Annotated in this window: 15 protein-coding genes and 1 pseudogene; 5 read left to right on the top strand and 11 right to left on the bottom strand. The window is 70.9% G+C overall.

Features of this window, described 5'->3' with window-relative positions; all coding sequences use genetic code 11:
* Positions 1–80 precede the first annotated feature (80 nt).
* Positions 81–254, top strand: a complete 174-nt coding sequence (locus tag AB0F70_RS08255) for a DUF4236 domain-containing protein (RefSeq protein WP_116676262.1) — start codon at positions 81–83, stop codon at positions 252–254.
* Positions 255–408: 154 nt separating this feature from the next.
* On the top strand, positions 409–1,701 hold the full coding sequence (locus AB0F70_RS08250; protein ID WP_357445962.1) for a deoxyguanosinetriphosphate triphosphohydrolase: 1,293 nt from the start codon (positions 409–411) through the stop codon (positions 1,699–1,701).
* 28 nt (positions 1,702–1,729) lie between these two features.
* Here the strand turns inward: AB0F70_RS08250 and AB0F70_RS08245 are convergent, their stop codons facing one another.
* From AB0F70_RS08245 to AB0F70_RS08225, 5 genes are all read right to left on the bottom strand, one after another.
* Complete coding sequence (locus AB0F70_RS08245) at positions 1,730–3,046, bottom strand: DUF6055 domain-containing protein (protein WP_357445959.1); 1,317 nt, start codon at positions 3,044–3,046, stop codon at positions 1,730–1,732.
* A 244-nt stretch (positions 3,047–3,290) separates the two neighbouring features.
* On the bottom strand, positions 3,291–4,478 hold the full coding sequence (locus AB0F70_RS08240) for an SGNH/GDSL hydrolase family protein (RefSeq protein WP_357445956.1): 1,188 nt from the start codon (positions 4,476–4,478) through the stop codon (positions 3,291–3,293).
* Between the two features lie 130 nt (positions 4,479–4,608).
* Positions 4,609–5,520, bottom strand: a complete 912-nt coding sequence (locus tag AB0F70_RS08235; RefSeq protein ID WP_357445953.1) for a sugar ABC transporter permease — start codon at positions 5,518–5,520, stop codon at positions 4,609–4,611.
* On the bottom strand, positions 5,520–7,088 hold the full coding sequence (locus tag AB0F70_RS08230; RefSeq protein ID WP_357445950.1) for an ABC transporter permease subunit: 1,569 nt from the start codon (positions 7,086–7,088) through the stop codon (positions 5,520–5,522). Before AB0F70_RS08230 ends, AB0F70_RS08235 begins: the two co-directional genes overlap by 1 nt.
* Positions 7,088–8,311, bottom strand: a complete 1,224-nt coding sequence (locus AB0F70_RS08225; RefSeq protein WP_357445946.1) for a maltose ABC transporter substrate-binding protein — start codon at positions 8,309–8,311, stop codon at positions 7,088–7,090. Before AB0F70_RS08225 ends, AB0F70_RS08230 begins: the two co-directional genes overlap by 1 nt.
* A 217-nt stretch (positions 8,312–8,528) precedes the next feature.
* Between AB0F70_RS08225 and AB0F70_RS08220 the strand changes: the two genes are divergently transcribed.
* Together AB0F70_RS08220 and AB0F70_RS08215 are read left to right on the top strand one after the other, a co-directional pair.
* The gene (locus AB0F70_RS08220; protein WP_357445943.1) at positions 8,529–9,551 is read left to right on the top strand and encodes a LacI family DNA-binding transcriptional regulator; all 1,023 of its coding nucleotides are present in this window, start codon (positions 8,529–8,531) and stop codon (positions 9,549–9,551) included.
* Positions 9,552–9,646: 95 nt separating this feature from the next.
* Positions 9,647–11,422: a glycoside hydrolase family 13 protein gene (locus tag AB0F70_RS08215; protein ID WP_357445940.1), complete on the top strand. Its 1,776-nt coding sequence runs from the start codon at positions 9,647–9,649 to the stop codon at positions 11,420–11,422.
* Positions 11,423–11,498: 76 nt separating this feature from the next.
* Here the strand turns inward: AB0F70_RS08215 and AB0F70_RS08210 are convergent, their stop codons facing one another.
* The 6 genes and pseudogenes from AB0F70_RS08210 to AB0F70_RS08185 all read right to left on the bottom strand — a co-directional run bounded on the left by AB0F70_RS08210 (position 11,499) and on the right by AB0F70_RS08185 (position 15,969).
* Positions 11,499–11,930 (bottom strand): hypothetical protein, encoded by a 432-nt coding sequence (locus AB0F70_RS08210; protein WP_357445937.1) that lies wholly within the window; start codon positions 11,928–11,930, stop codon positions 11,499–11,501.
* Between the two features lie 2 nt (positions 11,931–11,932).
* Positions 11,933–13,507 carry a hypothetical protein gene (locus AB0F70_RS08205; protein ID WP_357445934.1) on the bottom strand — a complete coding sequence of 525 codons (1,575 nt, stop codon included), beginning with the start codon at positions 13,505–13,507 and terminating at the stop codon, positions 11,933–11,935.
* A complete protein-coding gene (locus AB0F70_RS08200) occupies positions 13,504–14,199 on the bottom strand; it encodes a hypothetical protein (protein WP_357445930.1) in 696 nt (231 codons plus the stop codon). The genes AB0F70_RS08205 and AB0F70_RS08200 overlap by 4 nt, the downstream gene beginning before the upstream one ends.
* Before the next feature lie 187 nt (positions 14,200–14,386).
* Positions 14,387–14,592, bottom strand: a pseudogene (locus AB0F70_RS08195) (arginine deiminase); the annotation flags it as partial.
* Between the two features lie 16 nt (positions 14,593–14,608).
* Positions 14,609–15,046: a GntR family transcriptional regulator gene (locus AB0F70_RS08190; RefSeq protein ID WP_357445927.1), complete on the bottom strand. Its 438-nt coding sequence runs from the start codon at positions 15,044–15,046 to the stop codon at positions 14,609–14,611.
* On the bottom strand, positions 15,043–15,969 hold the full coding sequence (locus AB0F70_RS08185) for a hypothetical protein (RefSeq protein ID WP_357445924.1): 927 nt from the start codon (positions 15,967–15,969) through the stop codon (positions 15,043–15,045). Before AB0F70_RS08185 ends, AB0F70_RS08190 begins: the two co-directional genes overlap by 4 nt.
* A gap of 130 nt (positions 15,970–16,099) precedes the next feature.
* Between AB0F70_RS08185 and dusB the strand changes: the two genes are divergently transcribed.
* Positions 16,100–17,293: a tRNA dihydrouridine synthase DusB gene (gene dusB, locus AB0F70_RS08180; protein WP_357445922.1), complete on the top strand. Its 1,194-nt coding sequence runs from the start codon at positions 16,100–16,102 to the stop codon at positions 17,291–17,293.
* Positions 17,294–17,345: the final 52 nt, after the last annotated feature.

The raw sequence follows: 17,345 nt of genomic DNA, 5'->3' as shown, positions 1-17,345 counted from the left end.
AAATCTCGGGGCGTGTTCGGTTTGCCGGGGTAGCGAGGTTCGGTACGCTTTGCCCCGACCCGAGGAGGTAAGTCAGGATCATGGGAATCCGGTATCGCAAGCGGCTGGCGCTCGGCCCGCTCAAGTTCAACATCACCCAGAGGGGCTTGTCGTCCATGAGCTTCAAGATCGGTCCGTGGACCTGGAACTCGAAGACGAAGAAGCACTCCTTGAACCTCCCCGGTGGCCTGAGCTGGTACAGCAACAACAAGTAGCCGGCAGGTAGCACAGCCGCGGCGGAGGCAGGGCCGAGCGCCCGCCTCCGCGGCAGCCGGCACAGCGGCGGCACAGCGGCAGGCACAGGCGCCTGCACAGCAGCCGGCGGGCCCGGATTCCGGGGATGCCAGCCGGCGTGACTAGAGTGCAAGCGTGGAGCAAGCCCTCGGGAAGAGCATCCCGCCGTCGTACAGCGCGCAGGACGTCGAGCGCTGGGTGACCGAACCGCCCAAGTCACAGGCCCGGACCCCGTTCGAACGTGACCGCGGGCGCGTGGTCCACTCCTCCGCGCTGCGCCGCCTCGGCGCGAAGACCCAGGTGCTCGGCGCGGGGCACGACGACTTCGTGCGCACCCGGCTGACCCACTCCCTCGAGGTCGCGCAGGTGGGCCGCGGCATGGGCCGCTCCCTGGGCTGCGACCCCGACGTCGTCGACACCGCCTGCCTCACCCACGACCTCGGGCACCCGCCGTTCGGGCACAACGGCGAGACGGCGCTCGCCGAGATCGCGCAGCCGGTCGGCGGCTTCGAGGGCAACGCACAGACCCTGCGTCTCCTGACCCGGCTCGAGCCCAAGGTCCTGGCCGACGACGGCTCCCCCGCCGGCCTCAACCTGACTCGCGCGAGCCTCGACGCGAGCGTCAAGTACCCGTGGGCGTACGGCGCCGGCCCGGCCCGTCCCGACGGCACGGCAAGCCGGAAGTTCGGCGTCTACACCGACGACCTGCCGGTCTTCGAATGGCTCCGCAAGGACGCGCCGCACGGCGTGAAGTGCCTCGAGGCCCAGGTCATGGACCTCGCCGACGACATCAGCTACTCGGTGCACGACGTCGAGGACGGCGTGGTCGCCGGCCGCATCGACCTGGACCTCATGGCGGACGCCGAGGAGCGGCAGCGCGTCGCCGAGTACGTGCGCGCCTGGTACGGCGAGTGGTACACCGCGGACGCCATCGACGCAGCGATCGGGCGGCTGCAGGACTACCTGCGCGGCGAGGGTCACCTGGTGCGCGCCTACGACGGGTCGCGCCGCTCGCTGGCGTCGCTCAAGGACATGACCAGCCAGCTCATCGGCCGGTTCATCGGCTCGGCGATCACCGCGACGCGCGCCGTGTACGGCGAAGGACCGCTCACGCGGTACGCCGCCCGGCTCGTGGTGCCCGCCGAGACCGAGCACGAGATCCTCGCGCTCAAGGGCATCGCGGTCACCTACGTCATGGCGCCGCGCGGCCAGGAGCCCCGCTACCTGCGGGAACGGGAGATCCTGGCCGACCTGGTCGGCGTGCTCGCCGACCGCGCCCCCGACGAGCTGGAGCCGCCGTTCGCCGCGGACTGGCGGGCGGCGTCCGACGACGCCGCCCGCCTGCGCGTGGTGGTCGACCAGGTCTCGTGCCTCACGGACCTGTCGGCGCTGGCGCTGCACCGCCGGCTGATCTCGTCCGGTTCCTGATCCGGACGGGCACGCCGACGGCGCCCTGTCACCCCGGGGTGGCCCCGGTGATCGTGAGCTCGTACGGGAACGGGTCGCCGACCCCTACCTGCCACATCGGATAGTTGCGGTGCACGGACGGCGTCGCCACGACGACCAGCATCAGGTGCGTCTCCGCACCTTGGAGGCCGAGGGTCGCCGTCTGGCCCGGGCCGAACACCCCGCTGTAGCGGACCGAGAAGTTCGGTGACACGGCGGCGAGCCGGAACCGCCAGTCGGCACCGGAGAGGTTCGACCGCCCGTCCAGCCGCACCGACGCCTGCCCGCCCTGCGGGTTCAGTCGCATGATGTTGTGCCCGTACTGGTGCGGCGCGTCACCGTCGGCGATCCGGTATCGGCCTCCGCCCAGGTTCACCAGGGCATCAGTGTGCAGCGGCCGGTAGCTCCCGCCGCGCCACAGGTCGCCGCGGATCGCCGCGCCGTCCGAGAAGTCGTAGGTGACCTGGCGGGACCCGTACTGGGCGAGCAGCCCGGCGAACGCCTGGTGGTTCAGTCCCAGGACCCGCTTGATCGTGTCGATCGGGTGCTCACCCTGCCTCGCCTCGCGCCACAGCCGGTCGACGGCGGCTCCACCGTGGACGTCCCGGATCGTGTTGAACAGCAACCAGTCGCCGTAGTACGTCTCCTGCGAGAGCCACCGACGGTGCTGGCGGTCGGGAAAGTAGCCGGACCCTGCGGCGACGTCGGGCCGCTTCATGCGCGCCATGTAGTTGGCGTGCGCCTCCCAGACCGGCCCCGAGACCGGGTTCCCGTGGCCCCAGCCCCCGCCGTTGCCGTCCTGCGCGTTGAGGTCGGACGCGTAGGACTGCAGGATGTGGTTGAACTCGTGCGACTCGACCCACTCGTCCCAGATCTTGTCGTAGGGCAGGCACATGTGCCCGACGCCGGCGTCGTCCGGCCCCGCCCAGTTGGCCGGCGGCAGGAAGCCTCCGGACCAGGTGCCGCAGAGGTAGATGTTGATCCGGTACGCCGAGCCGGGGCCGTGCCGTGCCACGTCGACCCAGCCCACCTCGTCCACGTAGAAGTCCCAGATCGTCTCCATGTGGTTCGCGACCCACTGGGGGTAGTTGTCGTACCCGCGCTGCCTGCCCCAGGCGACCGCGTCGACCGCGTCGCCCCACCGGACGGTGAAGTTCTCCGACTCCACGAAGTTCCTGGTGCTGGCACCCGCCTCGGTCATGAACCGGGGCGTGCGCGTGGCCTTGGCCTGCTCCCGGGACACCTCCGCGCCGTCGGCGGCGACCGCCGGGACGGTCACCGTTGCCGCCGTCCAGGCGACCACGACGGCGCAGAGGGCCGCCGTCATCCTCGTTCTTCTCCGTCTGTCTCGTCCGTGCCGGGCTGGTGCCTCTCTCAGAGCTTCCACGTCGAACCTCCTCGATATCGGTCAGAGCTATCGGTCACATGGCCGAAACAGTGAAGCATCCGGAACCAGGACACCGCAATGGTTTTCGGTCTTTTCGGTCAAAGGCAGCACTGCCAGCGTTAAACGATTCGAAAGCGCCGAAAGGCCCGGACCGACAGCCCGAGAGAACTTGTGCCTGCTCGGCTTACCAGCGCACTCCGAGGCCGTCGACGAACGTCCTGAACCGTCCCGCGACGACCTGGTGGTCGTTGGCGGAGAAGTGATAGTGGCAGCCTTGGAAGTCCAGTCCGTTGCTGTCGAGGAACCAGTACCGGACCCGGCTGTCGCCCGCTCCGTTCCGCTCCTGCACCACCCGCTGCACGTCGTTCGCGAACGTCCCGGAGCCGACCGCCACGATGGTCGTGTCGCCGCCGTAACGGTTCCGCAGCCTCTGCACGAACTCGCCGTACGCGGTGCGGTAGGCGGCGGCGAGGCTGTCTCTCGAGGACCACGGCTCGCCGGGGTTGAGCGCCGTCGAGAAGTCGTTGGTACCGAGGTAGACCACGACGAGCCGTGGCCGCCAGGTGCCGGGGTTCCACACGTCGCCGGGCACGTGCAGCAGCGCCCGGTCGTAGTACGCGCGGTAGTGGTTGCCCGGGTCGCCGCCGTTGTAGTTGCGCACCATCCCCTTGCCGGAGAACGCGTTGACCTGATAGTCGGCGCCCAGCCCCCGCGCCGTCAGCGCGCCGTAGCCGCGGTCGGTGTTCGTGGTGCGGTTCACCTGGTCCCCGGAGCAGTCCCTGCTGCCCGACGTGTTCCCGTAGCCGACCGTCAGCGAGTCGCCGATGAACTCGATCTGGCGGCCGCGGGCCGCCGGCTTGCTGAGGATCGCGCCGCCCGAGGCAGCGACGAACCCGCCGAACTCGCTGCCCACCCACTGGCTCTCGTTGCGCTTCACGAGACGCACGGTGTGCTCGGCGTCGCGCAGGCCGTTGACCCACCGGGTGGTCCGACCCGGCTTCACGAGGGTGGCGACCGTGGCGCCGTCGACCTGGACGTCGTAGTCGGCGGCCGAGTCGTTGAGCACGATCCCTACCCCGGTCCCCCGGAACCGGCCCTCGAAGTAGACGCCCGGCCAGCTGTACAGGAGGCTCTCGCCGCTGACCTTGACGCGGCCGGCGGTGTGCGCCTGGGTGGCCGCGCTGTCCGACGTCGAGGTGGCCGGGCTGGCCGTAGCGGGCTGGGCCGCGCCGGTGGCCGGGACCGCGGTCATGGCGACAGCGACGGCCAACAGGCCCGCCGCGAGGGCCCGCCGGCTCTGCACGAGACGTCCCCCGCCACGCCAGTCGGCGGTAGTAGCAGTCCTGGTTCCCCCTGCTGGCAACGCTCTCATGCTGGCTCCTGGCGATCGGCGGGCGTCGTTGACCTGCGAGCCGGATCCTGCTTGGTGGCGCGGCACCAGGTCAAGGCCCGGGTGAAACTTAACTGTTTCACCCGTGCCGACGGCAGCCTCCGCCCACCCCTCAGCCCTTGACCGACCCCGCCGTCAGGCCGCCCACTATGTACTTCTGCAGGAACAGGAACAGCGCGAGCACCGGCACCGCCGAGACGACGGCGCCCGCCGTGAACAGGCCCCAGTTGGCGTCCTGCAGCGACGAGACCCAGCCGTAGAGGCCGACGGCGAGCGTCCAGCTGTCCTCGGACTGCAGCAGCACGCGCGCGACGATGAACTCGCCGAACGTGCTGATGAAGCTCAGCAGCCCCACCACGGCGAGGATCGGCGCCGTGAGGCGCAGCACGATGGTCCAGTAGATCTGGGCGTGCGAGGCGCCGTCGATCTTCGCGGCCTCGTCGATCTCGCGCGGCACGGTGTTGAAGAACCCGTACATGAGGAACGTGTTCACGCCCAGCGCGCCGCCCAGGTACACGCAGATCAGCGACAGCTTGGAGTCCAGGCCGAGCACCGGCACGACGTTGCCCAGCGAGATGAGCAGCAGGAAGATCGCCACGAACGCGAGCATCTGCGGGAACATCTGGATGACGAGCAGGGCGGTGAGCCCCACCCGGCGTCCGCTGAACCGGAACCGCGAGAAGGCGTAGGCCGCCGCGGCGCCCATGAGCACCGTACCGACGCCGGTGGCGACCGCCACCACGAGGGTGTTGCCCATCCAGGTCCAGAACTTCGTGCCGCCGAGGGCTGCGTAGTTGGCGCCCGACACCGACGCGAACAGGTCGTTCGAGCCGGTGAGGGTGCCGCCCTCGGCCAGGGAGGCCGAGACGACGTAGACCAGCGGGAAGCCCGCGTAGACGACGGCGAGGACGCCGACCAGGTGGCGCCAGCCGAGGTCGGCGAACCAGCGGCCCGGGGTGGTCCGGCGGCTCAGGGGCTGCCGGGGCGGGGCCGCCGGACGGGCCTGGGGAATCGTCGTGCTCATCAGGCGATCTCCTCGAGCGAGCGGGTGCGCCGGAACGCGAGGGCGGAGATGGTGGCGACCACCACGAAGATCACTATCGACAGGGCGCTGGCCAGGCCGTAGTCCTTGGCGGCCGTGCCGTCGAGCCCGGAGACCGAGTAGACCATCGAGATCAGGATGTCGGTGTGCCCGAGCGGCACCGAGGCGTCGTCGAACCGCGGCCCGCCCCCGGTGAGCATGTAGATCAGCGTGAAGTTGTTGAAGTTGAAGGCGAAGCTGGAGATGAGCAGCGGCGCCGTCGCGACCAGCAGCAGCGGCAGGGTGATGGACCGCCAGGTGCGCCACCGGCCCGCGCCGTCGATCTTCGCGGCCTCCAGCACGTCGCCCGGCAGGGACTGCAGCGCGCCCGTGCAGATGAGGAACATGTAGGGGAAGCCGAGCCACAGGTTCACGCCGAGCACCGCAAGCTTCGCGAGCACCGGATCGGTGAGCCACGGGATCGACGCCCCGCCGAGCAGCACCTCGTTGACGAACCCGTACGACCGGTTCAGCAGGCCCGACCACAGCAGAGCCGCGAGGAACCCGGGGATCGCGTACGGGAGGATCACGAGGGTGCGGTAGATCCGTCGTCCGCGCAGACGCGCGTCGTTGAACGCGATCGCCAGGAACAGGCCGAGCAGGAACGTGGACGCCACGGAGATCACCGCGAAGGCGAACGTCCAGAGCAGGATCTTGCCGAACGGTCCCGCATACCGGTCGTCGCCGAACGCGGTGACGAAGTTGTCCAGCCCCACGAGCACGCGCCAGCCCACCGGCAGGGTGGTCCCGTCGGCGGCCTCGAACTGGCCGTCGTCGTTGGGCGTGTACGTCACGCCGGTCGTGGTGTCCGTCATGGTGTCCGACGCTGCGTCGTAGGTCAGCGTGGACGTGAAGATGTACCCGGTGCGGGCGTCCTGCGTGCGGACCGAGCCGTCGCTCGGGTCGTCGGAGACGGGCACCCGCAGGTCGGTGACCTCCTGCTGCCGCTCCAGGATCTCGGCGTACGTCAGCGCCTCGTACCCGGGCAGAGCGGTGACCCGCCCGGCCTCGACTGTCGCGTCCGGTGCCGCCTCCAGCGGCTGGTCGGCGGTGCCCACCGACATCGCGCCATCGGGCGACCCGAGCGCGAAGCCGAGCTCGTCGCCGTCGGTCACCACCGTGACCGGCATCGACGGCGAACCCTCCACCCGGCGCTCGTTCTGCACCAGGAGGGCCTCGATCGCCTGCTCCTTGGTGGAGTTGTGCCCGTCGCCGTAGTTGGTGAACGCGACGTAGCCCGTGTAGGCCACGACGTACACCTGGTAGACGAGCAGGAAGGCGAGGCCCGGCAGGATGTACTTCAGGGGCAGCGCCCGCTTGGAGAAGTAGGCCCAGTTCGCCACGAGCAGCAGCGCCACCATCGCGGCGAGCAGGCCCCACGACTCGGCGGCCCACGCGGCCAGCACGGCGTAGACGCCCAGGGCGTCGACCAGCGCGATCAGGGCGAGCTTGACGAGAAACCCGGGGCTCCAGCCGGTCCGGCCGGAGCCCCGGATCGCAGGGGAAGACATCAGCCGATCTCACCCTGGATGTCGGTGACCATCTTGTCCCAGCCCTCGGCCGGGTCGGACTTGCCGGAGATGATCGCGGCCTCGGTGACGCCCCAGTAGGCCCACACGGCGCCCATCTCGGGGAGCGACGGCATCGGGACGGCGTCGGCGCCCACCTCACGGAAGCCGGCGGTGATCGGGTCCTCCGACGCGGTGTCGGCGGCCTCGATCAGGGCCGGCGGACGGTCGCCCGCCTCGTAGAGCGCGAGCTGCGCCTCGGGCGTGGCCATGTGGTTGACCAGGAAGTCGTTGGCGAGCAGCGCGTTCTCGCTCTGCGCGCTCACGTAGAAGCCGGCCACACCCACGAACGGCTGGGCGGGCTCGCCGCCGGCGCTCGGGATGGGGTCGATCGCCAGGTCGAGGTCCCCGAGCTGCTCGAGCATCCACGGGCCGCCCACGATGTACGGCGACTCGCCCTTGGCGAAGGCCGCCAGCGCGATGTCGTAGGTGACGTCGGTGCTCAGCACGCCGGCCTCACCCTGCTCGGCCAGCCACTCCGCGAACTTCGTGCCGCCCTCGCCGCCGAGCGCGAGCTCGGGCTGGTAGGAGCCGTCCTCGTTCTGCTCGAACACCGGGGCGCCGAACGACGTCTGCAGCGGGTAGTAGGTGTAGGGGTCGCCCTCGGGCGACGTCTGGATCAGCAGCGGGTACTTGGTACCGGCTTCCTTGCCGGCCGCGATCGCGTCGTCCCAGGTGGCGGGCGCCTCGGGGGCGAGCTCCGTGTTGCGGATGAGCGCGATGTTCTCCACGGCGTAGGGCAAGCCGTAGACCTGCCCGTCCTGCGTGAAGGCCGAGACGGAGACCGGCTCGAACGCGTCGGCCGTGTCGCCGAGCTCGATCGGAGCCACCACGCCGTTGGTCGTGAGCTCACCCAGCCAGTCGTGCGCACCGACGGTGATGTCCGGCCCCTTGCCCGTGGGCACCTGGGCCAGGAAGTCGGGGCGGATGTCCTCGAAGTTCTTCAGGACCACCTCCACCTCGGCGCCCGTCGACTCCTCGAAGCCGGCGGCCGCGTCCTCGACGGCGGCCTGGCGGGTCTCGTCGACCCACACGGTCAGGGTGGCACCCGTCCCGTCGGGCGCGGCCGAGGTCTCCTCGCCCGCTGGTTCCTCCGCGCCGCCCGAGCAGGCGGCCAGCGCCAGCGTCGCGGTCAGCGCAGCGGCGGTCAGGATGCTCCGTCGCATCGTCACTCCCGGTAGTTCGCGGCCCGACGTCGGGCCTGGTTTGGATGCCACGAACCGTAAGGCCGGACCGGACGATCTTGCAAGGTGTTGCGATAAAGTTTCAGCAACGCTTGCAACGGCTGGCAGGCGATCTGACAGGTGATGAAGCGGAAACGCGGCGCCGACACCCGCGTACGCCCGGGGACGAGGAGGTCTTGTGTCACCTAGGCTGCCAGGCGTGCGCACCCGACTGACCGACCTCGCCGAGCAAGCAGGGGTCTCCACCGCGACTGTGTCGCGCGTGCTCAACGGCAAGCCCGGCGTGGCCGGCGAGACGCGTCAGGCGGTGCTCGCCGCCCTCGACGTGCTCGGCTACGAGCGCCCGTCCGCGCTGCGCGCCCGGCCCGCCGGCCTCATCGGCCTGGTGGTCCCCGAGCTGTCCAACCCGGTGTTCCCCGCGTTCGCGCAGGCGATCGAGTCGCAGCTCGCCTCGCGCGGCTACACGCCGCTGCTCTGCACGCAGTCGCCGGGCGGCACCACCGAGGACGAGTACGTCGAGACGCTGATCGACCACGCGGTGGACGGCATCGTCTTCGTGTCCGGCAAGCACGCCGACACGCGGGCCTCCACCGAGCGCTACCAGCGGCTGCGCGGACGCGGCCTGCCGATCGTGCTGATCAACGGGTACGCCGCGGGCATCGACGCCCCGTTCGTGTCGCCCGACGACGCCGCCAGCATCGAGCTCTCGGTCCGCCACCTGGTGGCGCTCGGCCACCGCCGCATCGGCATGGCGATCGGCCCCGACCGGTTCGTGCCGGCCAAGCGCAAGATCGAGGCGTTCGCCGCACAGCTCGTACGGCACGGCCTCGCGGCCACCGAGCAGGAGGCGCGCGAGCACGTGGCACTGACCCTCTACACGCTGGAGGGCGGCCAGGCGGCGGCCGGCGACCTGTTCGACGGCGGGCACACCGCCGTCGTCTGCGGATCCGACCTGATGGCGCTCGGCGCCATCCGCGCCGCCCACTCGCGCGGCCTGTCCGTGCCCGACGACGTGAGCGTCGTGGGGTACGACGACTCGCCGCTGGTCGCGTTCACCAACCCGCCGCTGACGACGGTGCGCCAGCCGGTCGCCGACATGGCGCACGCCGCGGTCAGCGCCCTGCTCACCGAGATCCACGGGGAACGCGCCCCCCGCTCGGAGCTCCTTTTCACGCCGGAGCTGGTGGTCCGAGGCTCGACGGGCGCGGCCCCGCGCCCCTGAAGTTCGCTGTGGGCGTGGTCGGAGGGGGTTGATTCTCCCGTACGCTTTCTGCAAGCGTTACATCCGACATACCCCCGAATTCGAGGACGCGACACGTGACCCGCACCCCCCTGCTGACCATCGACGACCTCACCGCCGGGACCCTCGTCCACACGCCTGCCGCAAGCGGCGAGTGGTGGCGCGACGCGGTGATCTACCAGGTGTACCCGCGCTCGTTCGCGGACGGCAACGGCGACGGGATCGGCGACCTGCCGGGCGTCACCGCCAAGCTGGACCACCTCAAGCAGCTCGGGGTCGACGCCGTCTGGCTGAGCCCGTTCTACCGCTCCCCCCAGAAGGACGCGGGTTACGACGTCGCCGACTACCGCGACATCGACCCGCTCTTCGGCACGCTCGCGGACTTCGACGAGATGCTCACCGGAGCCCACGAGCGGGACTTGCGGATCATCGTGGACCTGGTGCCCAACCACTCCTCCGACCAGCACGTCTGGTTCCAGGAGGCGCTGGCCGCGGCGCCCGGCTCGGCGGCGCGCGAGCGCTACATGTTCCGCGACGGCCGCGGCCCGGCCGGGGACGAGCCGCCGAACAACTGGCAGTCGATCTTCGGCGGCCCGGCCTGGACCCGCCTGACCCCGCGCGCGGAGGACGGTCCCCTGGGCCCGCAGTGGTACCTGCACCTGTTCGACACCTCGCAGCCGGACCTGAACTGGGAGAACCCCGAGGTCCGTACGGAGCTCGAGGACGTGCTGCGGTTCTGGCTCGACCGGGGCGTTGACGGGTTCCGCGTCGACGTCGCGCACGGCATGATCAAGGCGCCCGGCCTGCCGGACTGGGACGGCCGGGCCGCCATGGTCGAGGGCACGGTCGACGGTCCCGCGGCGAATGCCGCAGGGTCGGACGACGGCTCCACCGGGGCCGGCAACCAGGGCCCGATGTTCGACCAGGACGGCGTGCACGAGATCTACCGCTCCTGGCACCGCGTCCTCGCCGAGTACCCGGGTGAGCGCTGCCTCGTGGCCGAGGCCTGGGTGGAGCCGCTGAGCCGCCTGGCCCGTTACGTGCGGCCCGACGAGATGCACCAGGCGTTCAACTTCTCGTTCCTCACCGCCCCGTGGGACGCGGCGAAGATGCGTACTGTCGTCGACGTGTCGCTCGACACCATGGACGCCGTCGGCGCCCCGACCACGTGGGTGCTGTCCAACCACGACGTCGTGCGGCACGCCTCACGCTTCGGCCTGGCCGAGATCGGCGGTCGCCAGCTGAACGGCATCGCCGCGACCGACCCGCAGCCCGACGCCGAGCTCGGCCTGCGCCGGGCCCGCGCCGCGACGCTGCTGATGCTCGGTCTGCCGGGCTCCGCGTACCTGTACCAGGGCGAGGAGCTGGGCCTGCCGGACCACACCGCGCTGCCCGCCGAGGTACGCCAGGACCCGTCCTTCTTCCGGACCGACGGCGCCGAGCCCGGCCGTGACGGCTGCCGCGTGCCGCTGCCGTGGGTCGGCGGCGCACCGGGCAACGGGTTCGGCCCCACGGGCAAGACCTGGCTGCCGCAGCCCGACGTCTACGCCGACCTCGCCGCCGACCGGCAGTATGGCGTCGCGGGCTCGACCTACGAGATGTACCGGACGGCGCTCGAGCTGCGCCGGGCCGAGAAGATCGGCACGGCAGGGCTCGCGTGGGTCGACGCGCTGGCCGGGTCCCCGGACGTCGTCGCCTTCCAGGTGTCCGGCATCGTGGTGGTCAGCAACCTGGGCGAGGCCGCGCTGACGCTGCCTGCCGAGGTGGAGGTGCTGGTGGCGTCGGGTGACCTCACGACGTCGGACGGCGTACGGGCGGTGCCGTCGGACACGACCGTGTGGCTGCGCGCCTGAGCGCATCTGTGGGTATGAAAGAGGCGTGATCCCGGGCGGGACTCACGCCTCTTTCATACCCATGGCAAACAGCTCGTCAGTCGACCTGGATATCGAAGACTTCGCGGACCTCGCCGACGGTCGGCACGCCGTTGAACCCGAGCTCCCGCCGATCGATGGAGGCCTCTGTGCCGTCCTGCAGGTAGTAGCCCTGTGGAGTCGACCACTGGGGGTCCATCTCCGGCTCCTCCGCGACCGCCCGGAGCACGGACCGGCCGATCTCGCGAGCCTCGTCCGCGTCGGACGTCGCCAGATGCACCGACACCCGTTCCCACCCCCCGCCGAGCTGCACCCTGCAGTCCACCTCGACCGACTCGACGCCGGCGACCGCCCCGATGGAGCTGGAGAACAGCTCTTCACACCGCTGGGCTTCCGACCCGCCGCACCCGGTCAGGCCGGAGACGAGCACCACCAACGCTGAGAACGAGCCTAGGTGCACGCCCCAGCGCGTCTTCCGATACTGCGTCACCCTCAGTTCCTCCGTCCGACGTTGACGTCCACTGCGCTCGTGTTCGACGCATTCCCGCCCAGGAAGCCGCTGTCGATCAGCTGCTGCTCATAGGCCGTGACCGCGGGATCGGTGCTGTTCGCCAGCGATGTGTCGTAGCCGGCGTGGTTGCCCAGCGGGTCGTACCACGGCGACGAGTTGTCGAGGGTGACATCGGTGTGGTTCGGACCCGAGTAGGGGCTACCGGGCAGGAGCGGAAGACCGGGCACGAGCGGGTCCCGCGCGTCCCCCAGGTCGAGCTTCGGCACCAGGTCGCCCTGGTGCTGCACCTCCAGCACGTTCACCCGGGAGTCGATGTTCACGCTGTCGATCGGCGACCCGTACGTCATCGCGTTGGTCACGTTGTACTCGGACACGAAGCCGGGGTCCGACACGAGGTCCGCGACCGTCATGCCGCCCTGGGAGTGCCCCACCATCATCACCTCGGCGCCGGGCGGGATGTTGGCGTTCTCCATCGCGAGCTTGACCGCTTGCGTCATGGTCGACTCGCCGCCGCCGGCGGTCACGAGGTTGCCGGTGAGGTCCATCGCGTTTCCCCCGGCCAGCGGGTTCCATTCCTCGGTGCCCGGGACGCTGACAATCACGCGCGGGCCCTCCGGGGAGTCCACGGTGGTGACGCGGACGCCCCCGTCCTCGATGGTGTATGCGTCGTCCACACCGACGACCAGGTCCTCGATGCCGTTGGGAACGGTCACGTTGTCGGGGTTCACGGGCGTGGGATCACCGGCGAACGGCTCTCCGTCGTCGAACAGCCTGGGCTCGACCGTACCGCCGGTGATCGTCGTCATATACGCCCCCAGAACCGCCCCGTTCAGGAGCAGGCCCGAGGCGATCATCTCTGTGGTGCGCGGCCACTCACCGTCCAGGATGGCACCGCCGGTGGCATCCCAGTACTGCCCGGCGGCATCGGAGACATTGCCCCAGCTGTCCCCGATCGCGGAGCCGCGGTCGGACAGCCAGCCGCCGAGGTCCGAGGCGCGGTCCCCGAGCCAGTCGACGCCGTCGCCGACCGCGTCGACGCCGTCCGACACCCGGTCGCCTGCCCAGTCCGCGCCATCGGACAGCCGGTCGCCCAGCCAGTCCACGCCGTCGCCCACCGCGTCGACGCCGTCGGAGACCGCGTCGGTGACGTTGTCCACACCGTCGGAGATCGCGTCGCCGACGTTGTCCACACCGTCGCTGACCCAGTCGAAGAAGCCGCCCCCGTCGGACTCGCCGTGCGCGGTGGTGCTGACCCCGGCGAAGGGGCTATCGCCGGTCGAGCCGCCCTCGTTGGAGGTCGCCTCCTGGGCGTCGGCGTTCTGGCCGGCCTTTTCGCCCGCGGACCGCAGGGAGTCGGCAATCTGGCTCAGCGAGGGCGCCAGCGAGGCGGACCACTCATCCCGCATCTGGTCTACGTTCGCGCCCCACCCATCGAACCCCATCACCGCGGAGTCCACCAGCTGCCGGGACGACTCCAGCTCCTCGGCCGACTTCTCGAAGAGGTCGGCCAAGGCCCGGACCTGCTCGATGTCCTGGCCCCACATCTCCTGCGTCATGCGCCCGCCTCCGAGCCGTCGACTCCGTCGCCTGATCCGCGGGGCCGACCGCCACCGCGCTCATCCACCCGCGTCGTCGCGTCCACCGCACCCACCAGCGCCCACCGCAGCTCCTTCGCCACAGATCCCGCCGGTCGCTCCACCAGCCGGACTTCGCCGTCCCGGGTGCGCACGTCGATCAGTCGGCCATCCACCACCGACCACAGCCGCCCCCACTGCACCGCGGGGACGCCTCCTTCGCGATACGCCTCCACGCTCACCTGGAGATTTGCCTCTTCCCGCCCCAACAGCTCTGCCACGCCTTCAGGTGTGAGGTCGGTCAGACGCCGGTCAGGCTCGTTGGCGACAGCATCTGCCGGTGCGCGCAGCACCGACATGTCAGGCAGCGTCCGCGCCAGCGCGGGCCACAGCGCCTCGGGGTCGGAGAAGGTGATCTGTGCGCCCGGCTCGATCCGGGTCTCGCCGTCCACCAGCGCCATCCGCTGGGTCACCAGCACGAGTTCCCCGCGGACCATCGTCAGCCGCGTTCGCACACCCCGGTCGCCCTGCGTTGTCACGAGCAGGGCCTTGACCGGCGCGATCAGATGCTCCGCGAGTATCCCGGCCAACCCGTCATCGCTCCCACCGCGCGCACTCTCCTGGAGGCGTGTCCATGCGTCGGCCTCGACCCGAAGTGTCTTTGCCCCAGCCATGCGCACTCCTTTAGTCAAAACCCGTCAGAACAATGTGCAACACACCGCAGCCGAACCGTATCCCCGTGGGTGAAGTCCGTCCACGATTGAAGTCCCCATGGCCAAAGACCAGGTCAGGCCGTATCTTGCCCCGACATCGAGCAAATGGGCGAACGCAGCGCGCCGGACACGAAGCCGGCCGGCACCGTCAGGCGACGGGATCGCGGATGATCGGGCAGGTCATGCAGTGCCCGCCACCACGCCCGGCTCGACCACCACCGCGTTGTTGCCGCTGTCCCACTGCTGCCGCTCGGACTCGTGGACGTCGCCGCCCACCCCCGGTCGCAGCACGAACGGGTGGATGGAACCCACTATGCGCGGGTAGACGGTGACCGTGTCGACGTCGGCGAACGTCGTGGCGACGACGGCGTCAGCCTCCGCGCCGCTCCGGGAGCAGTGCGCCCCGGACGAAGGCAAGTACTGCCTCGTCGCTCAGTCCCTGCTCGCGCGCCCGGGCCACGAAAGCTCGCGCTTCGTCCACCAGCCCGCCGGTGTCCGACGTCGGCCCGTCGGCCGGGCGCTGCGGCTCGCCGACGGGCTCCGCCCCACCGCGCAGGCCACCGGCGGGCGGCTCCGCGACCACCGTTCCGACCCGTCGCCGGCTGGTGACCACGCCGCTCGTCTCCAGCTCGCGATACGCCCGCTGCGCGGTGCCGACGGCGATCCCCAGGTCCCGGGCCAGGTCCCGCGAGGCGGGGAGCCGGTCCCCCGGAGCCAGGGCACCCACCGCGACCAGCGCGGCGACCTGGCTGCGGATCTGCTCGTAGACCGGGACCGGCGAGGACAGGTCTACCCGCAGCTCGGTCATGCCGGCGAGCCCGTCGACGCCGCCCGCGGTGCCGTCCCTGCGGCCTCGACCCGCCGGTACAGGAGCGCCGGCGCGGCGATCACCACGGACCCGATGACGAGCACCAGCGCGAGCACGAGGGACACGAGACCGCCCGTCATCCCGCCGGTGCTGTTCAGTGCACCCCCGGCGAAGGCGAGATGGCCCGCCGCACCCAGACCGACCCACAGCTGCGCCCCCGCGAGCACCCGGGACGCGGACGTGCGCCGGATCGCATCGTCCTGCGCCGGGGAGAGCAGCCCGATCGGCGGACGCCGCGTCACCACGCGCAACGCCACCAGGACGGCGACGACGACGAGCACGAGCAGCACGAGTGCCGGCCCGCCGAACTCCCACCCGGGGTACGGGCCAGCGGCACTGACCACCTCGGTACCCGGGTCACCGGGGTACGTGACCTGCCGCTCGACACCCTCGACGCTGCGCCCGTCGGCGGCAGCGGTGAGGCCGAACACCACGAAGGCCACGCCGAGCGCGCCGGTGGTGCCGAGGAACGTCACCAGCCGCCAGCCGCCCTGGTCCGGCACGCTGCGCCGCACGAGCGGCGCCGTGCGCACCTCGCCGGCCGGGCGGGGCCAGCGCGACTCCCCGACGATCCGCGCCAGGCAGATCATCAGCACCGCGGCGAACGGAGCCAGACCGAGCAGCACGCCGGGTGGTCCCCACGGGTCGACCGCCCGGCTGCTGAGTCCTACCGCCAACCCGATGCTCAGCGCCGCCGCGGCGGCCGAGATCCGCGCCTCGTGCCGACGGGCGGCGGCGACGGTCGCGTCGTGACCTTCGGGCCGGCCGGCCAGCAGGACGGCGACCAGCAGCGCCACCGCGCCGGGGACGAGCACCAGCACGACGACGGCAGCGGGCAAGATCATCCCGGAGAGTCCGAACATGTCGCTCCTCAGATTCAATGAATCAATGTGTTGACTCATTGAATCATGCGCACCCGGTCACTGGCCAGGAAAGACCGTGAGAGCCGCCACAACCGGCGATGCCCACGACGACCGGTGGAACAATGGCACCGTGACCTCCGCCCTCGACACGCCCACCGCCCTGCTCAAGCCCCTGCAGATCGGGCCCATCACCGTCGCCACGCCGGTGGTGCTCGCGCCCATGGCGGGGGTGACGAACCGCGCCTTCCGCACGCTGTGCCGCGAGGCGGGGCAGTCGACGGGGTTCGACCCGGGCCTGTACGTCGCGGAGATGGTGACGAGCCGCGCGCTGGTGGAGCGCAACGTCGAGGCGCTGCGGATCGTGACGTTCGGCGAGGACGAGCGGCCCCGCTCCGCCCAGGTGTACGGCGTGGACCCGGCGACGGTCGGCGCAGCGGTGAAGATCATCGCGGGCGAGGACCGCGCCGACCACGTCGACCTGAACTTCGGCTGCCCGGTGCCCAAGGTGACCCGCAAGGGCGGCGGAGCCGCGCTGCCCTGGAAGCGGCAGCTCTTCACCGACATCGTGAAAGCGGCCGTCGACGCCGCCAAGCCGTACGGCGTGCCCGTCACCATCAAGATGCGCAAGGGCATCGACGACAACCACCTGACCTACCTGGAGGCGGGTCAGATCGCGGAGTCGCTCGGCGTCGCCGCTGTCGCGCTGCACGCCCGTACCGCCGCGCAGCACTACTCCGGCCAGGCCGAGTGGGAGGCCATCGCGCGCCTCAAGGAGGCGGTACGGACGGTCCCGGTGCTCGGCAACGGCGACATCTGGTCCGCCGAGGACGCCCTGCGCATGGTCGAGGAGACGGGGGCCGACGGCGTCGTGGTCGGCAGGGGCTGCCAGGGCCGCCCTTGGTTGTTCGCCGACCTTTCCGCGGCCTTCAACGGCTCCGACCTGCGGGTCCGGCCGGGCCTGCGCGAGGTCGCCGAGACGGTCTACCGGCACGGCGAGCTCATGATCGAGTACTTCGACGGCGACGAGGGCAAGGCCATGCGCGACCTGCGCAAGCACATGGCCTGGTACCTCAAGGGCTACGCGGTCGGCGGCGAGAAGCGGCACACGCTCGCGCTCATCGACACGCTCGCCGAGCTGCGCGAGCGGCTCGACGACCTCGACCTGGACGCCCCGTACCCGGGGGACGACGCCGAAGGCCCCCGCGGACGCGCAGGCTCCCCCAAGACGCCGCACCTGCCGTACGGCTGGCTCGACTCCCGCGACCTGTCCGAGGAGTTCGAGGCGAAGCTGCGCGAGGCCGAGCTGAGCGTCAGCGGCGGCTGAGCGCCGCGGCCCGTTCCGGTACCCTCGTCCCCGCGAGCGCGCTGACCGGTCG

The sequence above is a fragment of the Promicromonospora sp. NPDC023805 genome (assembly GCF_040639635.1).
Taxonomy (GTDB): Bacteria; Actinomycetota; Actinomycetes; order Actinomycetales; family Cellulomonadaceae; genus Promicromonospora.
Note: the sequence above shows the minus strand (reverse complement) of the source record. Positions and strands in the feature narration are given on the sequence as shown.

Excerpts from the sequence above, each read along its gene's own strand:
- AB0F70_RS08255 (WP_116676262.1), top strand. The coding sequence starts at position 81 with ATGGGAATCCGGTATCGCAAGCGGCTGGCGCTCGGCCCGCTCAAGTTC.
- AB0F70_RS08245 (WP_357445959.1), bottom strand. The coding sequence starts at position 3,046 with ATGACGGCGGCCCTCTGCGCCGTCGTGGTCGCCTGGACGGCGGCAACG.
- AB0F70_RS08240 (WP_357445956.1), bottom strand. The coding sequence starts at position 4,478 with ATGAGAGCGTTGCCAGCAGGGGGAACCAGGACTGCTACTACCGCCGAC.
- AB0F70_RS08235 (WP_357445953.1), bottom strand. The coding sequence starts at position 5,520 with ATGAGCACGACGATTCCCCAGGCCCGTCCGGCGGCCCCGCCCCGGCAG.
- AB0F70_RS08230 (WP_357445950.1), bottom strand. The coding sequence starts at position 7,088 with ATGTCTTCCCCTGCGATCCGGGGCTCCGGCCGGACCGGCTGGAGCCCC.
- AB0F70_RS08225 (WP_357445946.1), bottom strand. The coding sequence starts at position 8,311 with ATGCGACGGAGCATCCTGACCGCCGCTGCGCTGACCGCGACGCTGGCG.
- AB0F70_RS08205 (WP_357445934.1), bottom strand. The coding sequence starts at position 13,507 with ATGACGCAGGAGATGTGGGGCCAGGACATCGAGCAGGTCCGGGCCTTG.
- AB0F70_RS08200 (WP_357445930.1), bottom strand. The coding sequence starts at position 14,199 with ATGGCTGGGGCAAAGACACTTCGGGTCGAGGCCGACGCATGGACACGC.
- AB0F70_RS08190 (WP_357445927.1), bottom strand. The coding sequence starts at position 15,046 with ATGACCGAGCTGCGGGTAGACCTGTCCTCGCCGGTCCCGGTCTACGAG.
- AB0F70_RS08185 (WP_357445924.1), bottom strand. The coding sequence starts at position 15,969 with ATGTTCGGACTCTCCGGGATGATCTTGCCCGCTGCCGTCGTCGTGCTG.